The organism is Dietzia sp. NPDC055340 (assembly GCF_053645335.1).
This window is the reverse complement of record NZ_JBSHML010000009.1, coordinates 68,956-82,259: the sequence shown is the minus strand read 5'-3', so window position 1 is coordinate 82,259 and position 13,304 is coordinate 68,956. Positions and strand designations below refer to the sequence as shown.

Sequence of the window (13,304 nt, the reverse complement as noted above, 5' to 3'; positions counted from 1 at the left end):
CCTGGAGCGCATGACGCCGACGACGTTGTGGAAGTGGTGAGGCAGTTATGAGGCGGATGGGATCGCGGGACTGTTCGACGAGTCGCGATCTGGCCGGGCGAAGCGGATCGATGACTAGACGATCATCGCCGCGACGTTAACTCCCCCGCCGAAGAAGTTCGGGGAGACGCACTGGACCCCCCGGCTTTTGGCCGAGCATCTGAAGATCGGCAAAAGCATCCCCGGGTTCCACGCACACTTCACCCCGACGTCCAGGTCTTGGCTCAACCTCGTAGAAGTCCGGTTCGAGATCATCGCCCGACAGGCTACCCGCCGCGGAGTCTTTACATCCGTCAAGGACCTCAACGCGAAGATCCGCCAGTTCATAACGGGCTGGAACGACCGAAAACCCCCCATTCGTCTGGGCTAAAACTCCCGAACAGATCCTCGCGAAAAGCGAACCTACTTCAGAAACGTGACACTAGTTTTCCGTCGATTCGCTTTGCCCTTGTGCTTCCTGCGTTGGGTAGTAGCGGGTTCCGCGTCCAGATCCGCGCCTTATGAGCTGGCCAGAGTCTACAAGTTCCTCGAAGTAACGACGGATTGATCGTTCCTGCTGGATTTTGGTGACGGATTGGGCCTCTGAGTTGTTAATTGAACCTGCCTTGATCGCAGCGTCGACAATTGCCTTCTGCGGACTTGCCAATGCCTCGTGACTAATGGTCACTCTCACGCGATCCGATAATTCTTCGATCACCGGAGGACGCAGTAGCAGGCTCTCCATGGCCTCGAACGCAGAGTTCAGGCCTTCGCCAATGTCCTGGTTCGGGGCGTCGGGAAACTTATTGATCACGCGTTGAATCTGAGGATTGCGGGCAGAGCGCTCACTCAGAATATTTTGCACGGTTACGTGTCCATGCAGTCGGCCTGGACTATCGATCTCGAGCCGATTGTCGAATATCCGCACATGAACATAGTCCGAAATGCCGTAGTCGCGATGCAGAAAGGCGTTCGTCAGAATTTCATGGAGAGTCGTTGTTGGGTACTCCTTGTGCTCGAAACCGCCGACTTCCAAGCTGGGGATGGCAGTAACGATCCGAATCACCGCCTGCTTCGTCTGCTCAATTAGAACTGTAAGCGGACCTTCGATTGTTTCTGGCGGACCAGCCAGGTGGTCCCGATGTTCCAGTCCTGCCGTCTTGTAGCGGTAGATCTTGACCGCCGAGTTCGCTAAATGTGCTTGAGGCAAGTCGGAAAAGAGCAGAGTACCCGCGATTGTGCTTTTTTCATCCTTAATCAGCAGTTGTTTGTATAGAAACTCGCTTGGTTCAGCGAATGCTCTGCCGTTAATCATGAAGTCGATCATGATCGTTGAGTTGGCAAGCTCCTCGACGGGAGCAGCGGTGCTTGTTAACTCGTAGCGAACTTCCCCCTTGGACCGCTTAAGGGCGTCGAGAGCTTCTTCAACAAGACGTCTGTTCTGTGCGCCATGGCGCTGGTATGTCTCCCCCGCCGCAGACCTCACTAGCATCGGGTGCCGCTCAATGGTGAAGAGCAGTCCAAACCCTGAATCACTTGCTGGTCTAACGAAATCCACGCGAAAGTAACTCTGCGACATTGTCTCGGCAGCTACTTGCAGGATTGGGTTCAAGTCCTCGATTGTTGCCAGGCCCACGAAGGATCCGTCGTCCTCCATCCCGACAAATACTTCGCCTCCGTCGGCATTCGCGAAAGACGAAAAGCTCTGTGACAGCTTTGCTGGCTTAATAGCCGAACTTTTTCTGTCGAAGAATTGGTCTTCCTGGCGCTCGGCATAGAAGGTCAGTTCATTGTCGTGCATGGTTCGTGTGTCGTAGCTCAAGATACCCCCGTGTATTTCGGCCGCCCCCGGCGGCCCTCTGACCTATGTCTAGCAGATGCTCCCCAGACCGCGACAGCACCAACTCCTCGGCACTCCATGGCCTGTACCAATCTCGCTAACCGAGTCGACGGCTCTAGTGTCACGTTTCTGAAGTAGGTTCGCTTTTCGCGAGGATCTGTTCGGGAGTTTTAGCCCAGACGAAACCACTTCCACAACGTCGTCGGCGTCATGCGCTCCAGGTCGGCGATCCGAGAGTTCGCCTCACCCTGCGCCGTGAGTCGGATAATCTGCCCCCGCACCACCAACCCCGACTGGAGCGAGGTGGACCGCATCCACGACTCCAATTCCTCGCGGTCCCCATCACGAAGAATCAAACCCGGAGCGGGGCTATTTGGCATGACCCATTTGCCCTAGCACGCAAGCATTTAGGAACTAACTATACGCGTCACTAGTCGCCGGGCCGGACGAGTCCGGCCTCGTACGCCAGGACCACGGCCTGCACACGGTCGCGAAGGTGCAGCTTGGACAGGCACGCCGAGACGTGGGACTTGACGGTCGCCTCGCCCACCACGAGTTCGGCGGCGATCTCCGCGTTGGACAGCCCCCGCGCGACGTGGCGCAGGACCTCGCGTTCGCGCGCGGTCAGCGCGTCGAGGGCGGGGGAGGTGCCGCCGCCTCCGGCGGGGGAAGAAGATCCGACGACGACGTCATCCGTCCCACCGCCACTCCCGGCTGCGCCGGCCGGCCCTGCACTTCCGGCTCCGTTCGTCACGGCCCCACGTTCGGCGGCGTCCGGCGGAGTGGTCATCTTCTCGATCACTCGGCGGGTCACCTCGGGTGCGAGCAGGGCGTGCCCGTGGGCGACGGCCCGGATGCCGTCCACGAGGTCGTCGGGGTCGGAGTTCTTGAGCAGGAAGCCGCCGGCGCCGGCGCGGAGGGCGTCGAAGAGGTAGTCGTCGCGGTCGAAGGTCGTGAGGATGAGCACGCTGGACAGGCCTTCGTCCACGATCCGGTTGGTCGCCTCGATGCCGTCCATCCCGGGCATCTGCACGTCCATGAGCACCACGTCGGGTCGGAGTCGCCGGCACGCCTCGATCGCGGCCGCACCGTCGGCGGCGTCGCCGACCACCTCGATGTCGTCCTCGGCGCTGAGCATCATCGAGAACCCGGATCGCATCAGCGGCTGGTCGTCCACCACGAGCACCCGCAATACCCCGGGGCGGGCCTGGTCGGTCTCCGGGCCATTGCCGTCGTTCTCGGGAGGGGGAGGTGGCGGTAATGGTGTCGTCGTCGTCATCGCTCCTCCTCGTCGCCGGCGCCGTACGGCAGGCGGACCCGCACGCGGTAACCCCCGGTCACTCGGGGGCCGATCTGGCATTCACCATGGTGGGAGCGGACGCGCTCGCGCATCCCGAGCAGGCCCAGGCCGCTGCCGGAGGTGCCGGGGCGCGGCCGGCCCTCGTCGAGGATCTCGACCTCCACGTAGGGAGTATGGTCGGGGCGCTCGCCGGTGCGCAGGACCACGCTCGCACGGGTCGCGGTGGAGTGCCGGCGGACGTTGGCCAGCGCCTCCTGCACCGTGCGGTACAGCGACGAGCCGGTCAGCGGTGGGACCTCGGCGATCGGATGGGCGGGGTCGACGGCGACGTCATAGCTGGTCGCGAAGCCGGCGGTGTCGTGGGAGGCCACCAGTGCGGCCAGCTCGTCGAGGCCGTGGCCGGCGGTGCGCGACCCGGTGTCCGCCGTTGCGGCGGGGGCGGCCTCCTCCGAGCGCAGGGCGCCGAGCAGCGCCCGCATCTCGCCGACCGCCGACCGCGACGAGCCCTCGATCGTGCGGAGCGCCTCGGCGGCGGCCCCCGGGTTGCGGTCCATCACCCGGCGCGCCGCGGCGGCCTGGACCCCGATCGCCGCGATGTGGTGCGCCACCACGTCATGGAGCTCGCGCGCGATACGCAGCCGCTCCTCGGTGACCGCCGCATCACGCAGGGCCTCGGCCTGGCGCTCGATGGTCCGCGCCTGCTCCCGGAGCGCGTACTGGCGGTGCGCTGACCGCCAGGCGCTGATGCCAAGCGCGGCGGCGCCGCCGAAGTACACGACGTTGATCAGGGCGGTGTAGACGAGATAGGACGGCACGGCGGGGAAGAGGCCACCGCCGGACGGGTCGGTGTCGGAGACCGCGTCGAGGATCTGCTGCATGCCCGAGCCCAGCGCCAGGTACCAGGCCATCCACACGCCCAGCGCCGCCGCGATACCGGCCGCGACCCCCACCAGCGCACGGCGGTCCCTAGCCCAGGCGACCGACGAGTAGACCGCCACGAAGTAGAGCACCTGATGGGACAGCTGACCCATGACGAGCGGCATGACGCTGCCCAGAATCAACAGATGTAGTGTCGCGGCGATTCCGGTGGTCAGTGGGAAGCGCCGCCGGATCGCGAGGACAGCCGCCGCTGTGGCCATCGAGAGGTACTGGCCCCAGATCGGCGCTGTCTCGGCGTCGAGGACGCCCATGCTCCGCAGGACCTCGATGCCCAGCGCCGAGCACGCGAACATCACCAGGGCGAGTGTGATGTCGGCGCGGAGATACCCGGCAGGCAGCGGACGGATCCACGGGTCCTCGGCGTCGAAGAGGCGGTTCAGGCGGGACCACACGGATACGAGCCTATCGGCACGCCGCGCTACGTATCGTGGGCGCGTGCCTGCCAAGAGCATCGACATCCCAGACCTGTCCGGCCAGACCTGGCTGATCACCGGCGCGACCAGCGGCGTCGGCCTCGAGAGCGCGCGGTCCGCGTCCCGGCACGGCGCCCGGGTGATCATCGCCGTCCGCGACACCGCGCGCGGCCGCGAGGTCGCCGCCGCGCTGCCCGGCCCCTCGCGAGTGGTGGAGCTGGACCTCGCGTCACTGGCGAGCGTCCGGCGCGCGGCTGGTGAACTGGTGGGCGCAGGGGGCGACGACGACGAGGTGGGCGGCCGCATCAACCCCCGCCGCGGCGAGGATTTCGGACCGGAGCGGATCGACGTCCTGGTCAACAACGCCGGGGCCATCACGCCGCGCCGCCGCGAGACCGCTGACGGCTTCGAGATGCTTCTCGGGGTCAATGTCCTGGGGCCGTTCCTGTTCACCGACCTCGTGCTCCCGCTCGTGCAGCGGCGGGTGGTGATCGTGGGCTCGAATGCACACAAGGCGACGTCGTTCGACTTCGGCGACCCGTACTTCCGCCGCCGCCGTTGGACCCCCGCGAGCAGCTACGCCCAGTCCAAGCTCGGGGACATGCTGTGGGGGCTCGCGCTGGACCAGCGCCTGCGGGACGGGCGGGCCGAGGCCGGCGCTGCCGGAGTGGATGTGCAGCTCACGCACCCGGGGTGGGCTGCCACGGGTATCTCCAATGCCACCGGCAACGCCGTGCTCGACAGGGTGATCACAAGCGTGTGCTCGGTGTTCGCCCAGCCCGCGGCGCAGGCGGCGCTCACCACGATGTACGCCGCGACCCGGCCACTGCCGCCGTGCAGCTACACCGGCCCGGACGCGATGCGGCACCTGCGCGGGATGCCGACGCTCATCGGTCGAAGCGCCGAGGCGTCGGACCCGGCGCTCGCCGAACGCCTCTGGGACTTCGCCGAGGCGGAGACCACGGAGCGGTAGTCGGCGGTGAATGTGTACACGAAACGGCGATTCGTGTACGCGTTTCTTGGACGTGTCGAAGCTGTGTACATGTCTGGAGGGTGCGCGGGTCGACGGATACTGCAACCAACTGGTTGCAGTATCGCCTTCGGCATGCAATCGTTGTCCTCGGGAGGTGCGTGACATGACCGATCCAGACGCACAGACGACCATCGACGACGTGCCGGACGAGATCCGCCGCAGCATCCACATCGATGCCGACACCCACGCGGTGTGGGAGATCATCGCCGAGCCCGGGTGGTTCATCAACGACGGTTCCTGGGCGGAGCGCGAGATCACCACCGACGGTGACATCGCGCGGGTGGTCGACCCCGTCCACGGCGAATTCAGCGTCCGCACCGTGGCACTTGATCCGCCGCACCGCGCGGTCTTCCAGTGGCTGGGCGGGCAGGCTGGCGACGTCGGTGCTGGTGACCTGGCCGCCAACACGGTCGAGTTCACCGTCGAGCCTGACGGCACAGGTGTCCTGCTGACCGTCCGCGAGACGGGGTTCGCGGGACTCCACGACGACGCGATCGTCCGGCGCCGCCGGTTCGAGGAGAACTCCGAGGGTTGGGAGATCGAACTCGGGCTCGCACGGGATCGGGCTGAGGCTCGGGTGTGAGTGGAGTGTCAGCCCGCCAGGATGCGGGGTCGGCCGGGCCGGTTGCGGCTCTCGCCGGCCTTCTCGCTCCCGACGCCGACGACGTCTTCACGGCGCTCGGCGATCGGACCCGCAGGCAGATCATCGTGCGGTTGGCCGATCAACCGGACGACGCCGGTGCGGTGGCACGCGACCTGGGGATCAGCCGCCAAGCCGTCGCCAAGCATCTTCGGATCCTGACGAACGCTGACATGGTCCTCGCCAGGGCCGACGGGCGACGACAGGTCCACGCAGTACATCCCGGCCGCATCCGCGAGATCTCGGACCTCCTCGGAACCGTGGCGGACGGGTGGGACCGGCGGCTCGAGCAGGTCCGCCGGCTCGCCGAACGCGAGGACCAGCGCCCCCGGTGAGTGCAGGTCAGGTGAGGTGGGCGGACTCGCTGAACGACTCCGGGACCTCGCCGAGACCGAGACCGCGTAGCGGTGGAAGGCAGTTTGATCGATTTGCTCCGGGGATCACGACGGTTTCCGGATGTGCTGGAGGAACACCCGCGCTCCGACCAGGATCGCCACCACGATGAGTCCCGCGGCGAGCGGGGGCAGTGCGCCGTAGCCGAACTTCGCCGCGAGGGCCGACGGCGCGGTGGCCCCGATGATGGCGCCGGCGGCGACCGCGCTGTTGAACAGGCCCATCGCCGACCCCTCGCCGTCGGTGGTGAGGTCCGCGGCCATCATCGTCGCCCCGATGTAGTCGAACGGGTACCCCAGTGCCACCAGGATGAGGCCCGCGATGCCGAGCCAGGTGGCGCCCGGCTGGTGCCAGAGCCAGCCGCCGGTCATCAGGAGCAGTCCCAGGAGCGTGATGGTCAGTCCCGTCCCGAGGACCCAACCGCACCCGTGGCGCCTGGCGAGCGCGCCGCAGACGGGATACAGGCAGGCGCCTGCGACGGACGCGACGAGATACCAGGTCGCGGTGTGTGAGGCCGACACGTGGAAGGCGTCGCGCATAACCAGCGGCATGACGTTGAGGAACGTCTGCACCGCGGTCATGGCGAGGAGCCAGGAGAGAAGGAACCGTCCGAACGGGCCTCTCAGTTCCTTCTGCAGGCTGCCGGTCGCGGCCGCCGGGGGATCAGTCGGGGCAGCGTTCGGGGCGACGGCCGGTGCGGTGGCGGGCGCGGTGGTCGGTGCGCGGTCCGGGGCGTCGGACTGCTGACGACTCAGGTGGGGGAGCCCGAGTCGCCCCAACCAGGCCCCGAGGAGGATCACACCGCCGGCGACGAACCAGCCCAGATGGACGTGGCCGCCGGCGAAGACGGCGCCGATGGCCAGCCCCGACACCTGGCCGACACCGAACACGAAGCGGAACCACCCGATCCGCTCGTCCCATTCCGACTTCGGGTGGCCCTCGACGATGAACACACTGCCCAGCGTCTGCACCGCGCCCGCGGTTGTGCCGGCGACCACTGCCGCGACGGACCACCCCAGGACATCGGTTGCCAGACCGAAGCCGATCGCCGCGGCACCCATGAGGGGAAAGGACCCGAGGAAGATGATCCGCTGCGTCCCGGTACGGTCGGCGACCGATCCGATGACCGGGGCGAGGAGCTGGCCCGCGAAGAACGCTGCGAGCACCGTCGCCACAGCGACAGGCCCCCGGGACGTGACCGTGAGCGGGATGAGCAGCGGGACGATGCCGTTGACGAGCAGGCCCGCGAGCGCGTACGCGCTGAACCACGGCTCGATACTTCCGCGCATTCCCACCCGTGTGGGCTGCGCAGCCCCTGGCGAGTGATCAGCCACACGACACTCCTGTCACCGTCATCCGACCCAGGTGTCCATGAGAGCATGCTCGATTCGGTTCCGTGTCATGTCGGGGTCGACCGAGGGCGGTGACGCGGAAAAGGAGGCGTGCCAGCGGTGTGTCTTCAGGTGAGGTGGTCGTACTCGCCGTCGACCCAGGCGGCGTAGCGCTCGGCCGACCGCAGCACCGCGGCCCGGGCATCTCGCGGGACGCAACCGCCGAAGTTGCCGTAGATCCGGTCGAAGTCGTAGCGGCCCACGTGGTCGGCGATCCGCCGGACCACCGCCGCGGACAGTGGCATCCAGTTGGGGAACGAGCGCATGAACGTCACCCAGGCGGGATCGGCGACCGTGCCGATCGTGTCGCCGGTGAACAGCACGCCCTCGCCGGCGGGCGCGGTCCAGTGGACGACCGCGCTGCCCGGGAAGTGCCCGCCGGGCTGGGAGGCGCGCACCCCGGGAAGTAGGTCGATCTCGACGTCCCGGTCCGGGGCGACCGAGCCATCACCACCGACGGCCCCGTCGTTCCGGCCGCCCCACACCACGGTGTTGCGCGGCCGCAGTCCCAGCCACTGCTCGTCGGCCGCGGAGACGTAGACCGGGCAGTCGTCGAACGCCTCCGACCACAGCGACTGCACCCCGTACATGTGCGGATGCGAGGCGATGATCGCCGCAACCCCGCCCCAGCCGCGGACCGCCGCCACGGCCTCGTCGGTGATGACGTTGGGCACCTCCACCAGGACGTTGCCGCGATCCGTGCGGATGAGCGCGGGCTTCTGGCCGATCCCGGGGCAGTTCTTCTGCACGAGCATGATGACGTCCGGTTCGCGTTCGACGAACTCGATCGCTGCGCCACCCGCCCGCGACTGCTCGGGCGTGGTCCACCGCTGACCGTCCGACGGTACGAACTGGCGCTCGTCAGCGCAGATCGGGCACACCTCCGGCAGCGGCGCGGAACGCTCGACACCGCACGTCGCGCACTGCGTGACCGACCCCTGACCGGAGGACGTCTCCGCGCTCGGCCCGGTCACGAGATATCGCCCTCGGTGTCGACCGGATGCCATTCACCACCCACCTCCACCTCCAGGACACCGTCGGAGGGGCGGTCCTCACGTTGACGGTCGGCGGCGGACTCGAGCGCTTCCTGAGCATTGTCGAATTCACCGAGGTCGATCGTGCGGTCGGGGGTGCGGAGGCGGAACATCGACATGCCCTCAAGTGTCCTCCTCGCGAGCCGCCACCGCACCCGGCCCGGGCACATCGCGATCTCCCGATGATCGGTATTCCCTCCCTCCGGCACGGCGCGAGAGCACACTGGGGAGCGGCATCGCCCCCCAGAGGAAGGCACACCATGTCGTCGTCATCCACTCCGTCACACGACGGTTCACCCGCGGTCCCGGAGGGCCCCGCCGCCCGCGAGGACGCGCCCCACGGTTACCCGGGGCTGGGCGACGAGCCCGTCAGCGGCATCCGGCTCCTGCGCGCCCCGGCCGTGCCGACGGCCGTCGTGCGCGCCGACGACGTGCCGATGGCCACCATCGCCGGCCTGTTCGACGCGGTGTTCGGCACGGCGTTTCCCGCCGCGTTCGCGCGCGGACTCACCCCGGCGGGCCCGGCGTTCGCGCTGTACACACGACTGACCGACGGCGCCGACGCCGTGGCCGACGTGGAGATCGGGTTCCCGCTGGACGGGCCGCTGCTCGCCCAGATCGACGCCGAGCTCGTGGAGGTCGACGGCCTCCGCGTGGTCGCCTCGGTCCTGCCCGCCGCCGACGTCGCGGTGACCAGCCACCTCGGCGGGTTCGACGGTCTCGGGCGGGCCTGGGGCGAGTTCCTGGGCGAGATCGGGGCGATGGGCTGGGCGCCGGGCGTCCCGTTCTGGGAGGCCTACGTGACCGAGCCGTCACCCGACATGGACCCAGCGGACCTGCGAACCGACCTGTACTGCGTGGTTCGCACGCCCGACGACGCCGCCTGACCGCGGCCGGTTACTCGATGTCTTCCAGCGACCGGCCGTTTGTCTCCGGGATGAATCGGGCCACGAAGAGCAGCGACAGCAGCGCCGCCACCGCGTAGAAGCCGTAGGTGAACGTCAGACTGAGCTCGGCCATCGGTGGGAAGGCCGTCGAGACGGCGAAGTTCGCGCCCCACTGCGCGGCCGCCGCCAGCCCCAACGCGGTGGTGCGGATGCGGTTGTTGAACATCTCGCCGAGCAGCACCCACACCGCCGGGCCCCACGACATCCCGAAGAACACCACGAACCCGTTGGCCGCGATCAGCGCGATCAGGCCCTGGACGTCGCCGAGCTGCGGGGCGAGCTCGCCGTCCGCGCCCGGGGCCATGGTGGCCTGACTGAACATCGCGGCCATCAACGACAGCGACACCGTCATGCCCACCGAGCCGATCATGAGCAGTCGCCGCCGCCCGATCCGGTCGATGAGCGCGATCGCCACCACCGTCACGACGATGTTCGTGACCGACGTGATGACCGTCTGCGTGAGCGCATCCGCCTCCGTGAACCCGACCGACTGCCACAGCGACGTGGAGTAGTAGAAGATCACGTTGATGCCCACGGCCTGCTGGAAGACCGACAGCACGATGCCGATCCACACGATGGGCAGCAGGTTCCTCCCGCCCGGGGTGACGAGGTCGCGCCACGTGCGCTTGCGGTCCTCGCGCAGGGTGCCGCGGATCTCCCGGATCCGGTCGTCGACACCGCCGTCCTGGAGAGAGCGCAGCACCGCCTTCGCGCGGTCCAGCTGCCCCCGGCCCACCAGGTAGCGCGGTGATTCGGGGATCGTCAACGCCAGCACCCCGTACGCCACCGCCGGGATGAGCTCGGCCCAGAACATCCACCGCCACGCCGCCGCGCCGAGCCACAGTTGCTCGATCGCGCCCCCGGCCACCCCGGCCAGCCACGCGTCCGAGAGCAGGGCCACGAAGATCCCGGAGACGATCGCCAACTGTTGCAGCGAACCGAGCCGGCCGCGGATCGCCGGTGGGGCGACCTCCGCGATGTACGCGGGCGCGATCACCGACGCCGCGCCGACGCCCAGTCCGCCGATGACCCGCCAGACGATGAGGTCCCACGGGCTCACGGCCAGGCCCGACCCCAGCGCGCTCACGGTGAACAGCACCGACGCCAGGACCATCACCCGGGTGCGTCCCCACCGGTCGGCGAGACGGCCCGCGAGGAACGCGCCGGCGATACACCCGAGCAACGCAGAGGAGACGGCGAACCCGGTCAGCCCGGCCCCCATGCCGAAGCTCTCCTGCACGGCGTCGACGGCGCCGTTGATGACCGCGGTGTCGAAGCCGAACAGGAAGCCGCCCAGCGCCGCGACCAGGGAGATGATCACCACCCGGCCGGTGTGGAACGACTCCTCCCCGGGCCGCGGCCCGGCGGTGTTCTGAGTGGACATGCGTACCCCGCTCCCCGGCCCGGTGAACCGGGGCCGCGCCGACTGGCTCTGCTACAGGTGGTGAGAGGAGGGTAGGCACGGGGTGGAAGTGTCGCAAGTCACACCATGGTCGGCTGTGGTCCGAGCTGTACGAGCCCGCGCGACGAGAACACGTTCTAGGCTGAGGGGCACTTCGTCGTCGTCATCGAAAGGGCACCCACCGTGAGCGTCACCCCCGAGCAGATCCGCGCCACCGCCGACTCTTACATCGCCGCGCTCACTGCCGGCGACCTCGAGGCGGTCATGGCGCTCTACGCAGAGAACGCCACCGTCGAGGACCCGGTCGGCGGCGGCACCGTCCACGAGGGCGCCGCCGCGATCCGCGAGTTCTACGCCTCCGTGGTGGCACTGAAGATCGACGGCCGGGTGCTCGAGGCCCGGGCCTGCGGCAACGACCTGCTGTTCAACTTCGAGATCACCACGCACTTCGACGAGGGCTCCAAGGCCACCATCAACGTGTGGGACCTGATGACCCACGACGAGCAGGGCAAGGTCGTATCCATGCGGGCCTACTGGACCCCGGAGAACATGAGCTGACGGTTCCCCGCGTGCGCGATCGGCCCGCTCGACTAGCCTGGATCGCATGATTACCGCAATCGTCTTCGTCCACGCCGAGACGGCGCGGATCCCCGAGGTGGCCTCCGCCATCGCCGAGATCGACGGTGTGTCCGAGGTCTACTCGGTCACCGGGACCATCGACCTGATCGTGCTTGTGCGCGCGCGTCGAAACGAGGAGATCGCGGACGTCGTGTCGGACCGCCTCAACAAGGTCCCGGGCGTGCTGGACACGGAGACCCACATCGCGTTCCGGACCCAGTCCAAGCACGATCTCGAGGCGGCGTTCTCGCTCGGCTACGACGACTGAGCCCGGGCCAGCCGCCGCGCCCGCCGCTGGGCGCGCCGGAGGTCGGACAGCAACTGCGGGCCGGTCCACTGCCGCCTGTCGGGCCCGGCCCTCTCGGCTTCGTGCACCAATTCGACGATGCGGGCACAGGCCGGCGCCTCCACGCCGAGCCGCCGACCCATGCGCACCACCTCGCCCTGCAAGATCCCGATCTCGGTGGGCCGACCGCGCTCGAGGTCGTCGTGCATCGACGAGGTCCCGTCGGGATCGACGCGGATCACCGCGCGCGCCAGCCGACGGAACGCAGGCGTCGGCAGCCGCATGATCGTCGGCAGCATCCCGGCCGGGACCGGGAGCGGAACCCGCGGCACCACGCCGGCCGCCGTGAACACCCGGCTGGCCTCCGCCTGGCACAGCGCCACGCATCGTCGGAACTCCCGGTTGAGAAGCTCGGTGCGCAGCGGCAACCCCGACAGCGCCTGCACGGCGTTGTTCATGTTGAGCAGCACCTTGCCGTGCAGGACGGCCTGGATGTCGTCGGTGGGGCGCGCGGCCATCCCGGCGGTGGCGAACACCTCCAGCAGCGGCGCCGCGGCCGCATGGTCGGCGATCCGGATCTCCCCGCGCGAGGTGCGCCGGTAGGTCGCGGGACCGGTCCGCGCCACGTTGAACGGCACGGTGCCCGCGATCACGGGCGCCACGTCCACGTCGTCACGGATCCGGTCGGCCGAGTGCAACCCGTTCTGCAGCCCCACGATCAGCGAACCTGGTCGCAGGAACGGCAGGAACGCCGCGGTGGCCTCCCCGGTCTGCGCGGCCTTGGTGGTCACCAGGATCACGTCGGAGCGCCGAACCGCCTCGGGGGACTCGGTCAGGGTGAGCGAGTCGGGCGGCAGATGCAGGCGATCCCCTTGGCCGTCGCCGGACTCCACTGTCAGCCCCACAGCGCGGATCGGATCGAGCACGTGCGCGCGCCCGACGAGCGTCACGTCGGCGTGGCGGGCGAGCCGGCCGCCGAGGTAGCAGCCGACGACCCCCGCACCGATCACGGTGACGCGCAGAGGGCTGTCCGGGCTGGTCATGATGATG

14 protein-coding genes and 1 pseudogene are annotated in these 13,304 nt (G+C 68.3%); 7 read left to right on the top strand and 8 right to left on the bottom strand.

Annotation, left to right across the window (positions count from 1 at the left end):
• Positions 1-220: 220 nt before the first annotated feature.
• Positions 221-458: pseudogene (locus ACWIFB_RS08605) on the top strand (IS630 family transposase); the annotation flags it as partial.
• A 2-nt stretch (positions 459-460) separates the two neighbouring features.
• Here ACWIFB_RS08605 and ACWIFB_RS08600 read toward each other — a convergent pair.
• The 3 genes from ACWIFB_RS08600 to ACWIFB_RS08590 all read right to left on the bottom strand — a co-directional run bounded on the left by ACWIFB_RS08600 (position 461) and on the right by ACWIFB_RS08590 (position 4,489).
• Complete coding sequence (locus ACWIFB_RS08600) at positions 461-1,819, bottom strand: ATP-binding protein (protein ID WP_454057999.1); 1,359 nt, start codon at positions 1,817-1,819, stop codon at positions 461-463.
• 469 nt (positions 1,820-2,288) lie between these two features.
• Positions 2,289-3,017: a response regulator gene (locus tag ACWIFB_RS08595; protein ID WP_454058043.1), complete on the bottom strand. Its 729-nt coding sequence runs from the start codon at positions 3,015-3,017 to the stop codon at positions 2,289-2,291.
• Positions 3,018-3,133: 116 nt separating this feature from the next.
• Positions 3,134-4,489 carry a sensor histidine kinase gene (locus ACWIFB_RS08590; protein WP_454057998.1) on the bottom strand — a complete coding sequence of 452 codons (1,356 nt, stop codon included), beginning with the start codon at positions 4,487-4,489 and terminating at the stop codon, positions 3,134-3,136.
• Between the two features lie 43 nt (positions 4,490-4,532).
• Here ACWIFB_RS08590 and ACWIFB_RS08585 point away from each other — a divergent pair, with 43 nt between their 5' ends.
• The 3 genes from ACWIFB_RS08585 (at position 4,533) to ACWIFB_RS08575 (ending at position 6,518) form a co-directional block, all read left to right on the top strand.
• Positions 4,533-5,483: an SDR family NAD(P)-dependent oxidoreductase gene (locus tag ACWIFB_RS08585; protein ID WP_454057997.1), complete on the top strand. Its 951-nt coding sequence runs from the start codon at positions 4,533-4,535 to the stop codon at positions 5,481-5,483.
• Positions 5,484-5,646: 163 nt separating this feature from the next.
• Positions 5,647-6,126, top strand: a complete 480-nt coding sequence (locus tag ACWIFB_RS08580; protein ID WP_454057996.1) for a polyketide cyclase — start codon at positions 5,647-5,649, stop codon at positions 6,124-6,126.
• Positions 6,123-6,518 (top strand): ArsR/SmtB family transcription factor, encoded by a 396-nt coding sequence (locus ACWIFB_RS08575; protein WP_454057995.1) that lies wholly within the window; start codon positions 6,123-6,125, stop codon positions 6,516-6,518. Before ACWIFB_RS08580 ends, ACWIFB_RS08575 begins: the two co-directional genes overlap by 4 nt.
• 105 nt (positions 6,519-6,623) lie before the next feature.
• On the opposite strand, the gene ACWIFB_RS08570 is transcribed toward ACWIFB_RS08575, so the two are convergent.
• The 3 genes from ACWIFB_RS08570 to ACWIFB_RS08560 all read right to left on the bottom strand — a co-directional run bounded on the left by ACWIFB_RS08570 (position 6,624) and on the right by ACWIFB_RS08560 (position 9,120).
• A complete protein-coding gene (locus tag ACWIFB_RS08570) occupies positions 6,624-7,910 on the bottom strand; it encodes an MFS transporter (RefSeq protein ID WP_454057994.1) in 1,287 nt (428 codons plus the stop codon).
• Between the two features lie 125 nt (positions 7,911-8,035).
• Entirely contained in the window at positions 8,036-8,941 is a 906-nt protein-coding gene (locus ACWIFB_RS08565; protein WP_454057993.1) for an MBL fold metallo-hydrolase, read from the bottom strand.
• A complete protein-coding gene (locus ACWIFB_RS08560; protein WP_344992068.1) occupies positions 8,938-9,120 on the bottom strand; it encodes a hypothetical protein in 183 nt (60 codons plus the stop codon). The genes ACWIFB_RS08565 and ACWIFB_RS08560 overlap by 4 nt, the downstream gene beginning before the upstream one ends.
• Before the next feature lie 141 nt (positions 9,121-9,261).
• On the opposite strand from ACWIFB_RS08560, the gene ACWIFB_RS08555 reads away from it, so the two are divergent.
• On the top strand, positions 9,262-9,888 hold the full coding sequence (locus ACWIFB_RS08555; protein ID WP_454057992.1) for a GyrI-like domain-containing protein: 627 nt from the start codon (positions 9,262-9,264) through the stop codon (positions 9,886-9,888).
• Between the two features lie 10 nt (positions 9,889-9,898).
• Here the strand turns inward: ACWIFB_RS08555 and ACWIFB_RS08550 are convergent, their stop codons facing one another.
• Entirely contained in the window at positions 9,899-11,332 is a 1,434-nt protein-coding gene (locus tag ACWIFB_RS08550; protein ID WP_454057991.1) for a sugar porter family MFS transporter, read from the bottom strand.
• Between the two features lie 201 nt (positions 11,333-11,533).
• Here ACWIFB_RS08550 and ACWIFB_RS08545 point away from each other — a divergent pair, with 201 nt between their 5' ends.
• Both ACWIFB_RS08545 and ACWIFB_RS08540 read left to right on the top strand, forming a co-directional pair.
• Positions 11,534-11,908 (top strand): nuclear transport factor 2 family protein, encoded by a 375-nt coding sequence (locus ACWIFB_RS08545; protein ID WP_344992077.1) that lies wholly within the window; start codon positions 11,534-11,536, stop codon positions 11,906-11,908.
• 46 nt (positions 11,909-11,954) lie between these two features.
• Entirely contained in the window at positions 11,955-12,236 is a 282-nt protein-coding gene (locus ACWIFB_RS08540) for an Lrp/AsnC family transcriptional regulator (protein WP_230929723.1), read from the top strand.
• Here the strand turns inward: ACWIFB_RS08540 and ACWIFB_RS08535 are convergent.
• Positions 12,224-13,297, bottom strand: coding sequence for a 2-dehydropantoate 2-reductase (locus ACWIFB_RS08535; RefSeq protein ID WP_454057990.1), 1,074 nt, complete (start codon positions 13,295-13,297; stop codon positions 12,224-12,226). The genes ACWIFB_RS08540 and ACWIFB_RS08535 overlap by 13 nt on opposite strands.
• Between the last annotated feature and the right edge of the window lie 7 nt (positions 13,298-13,304).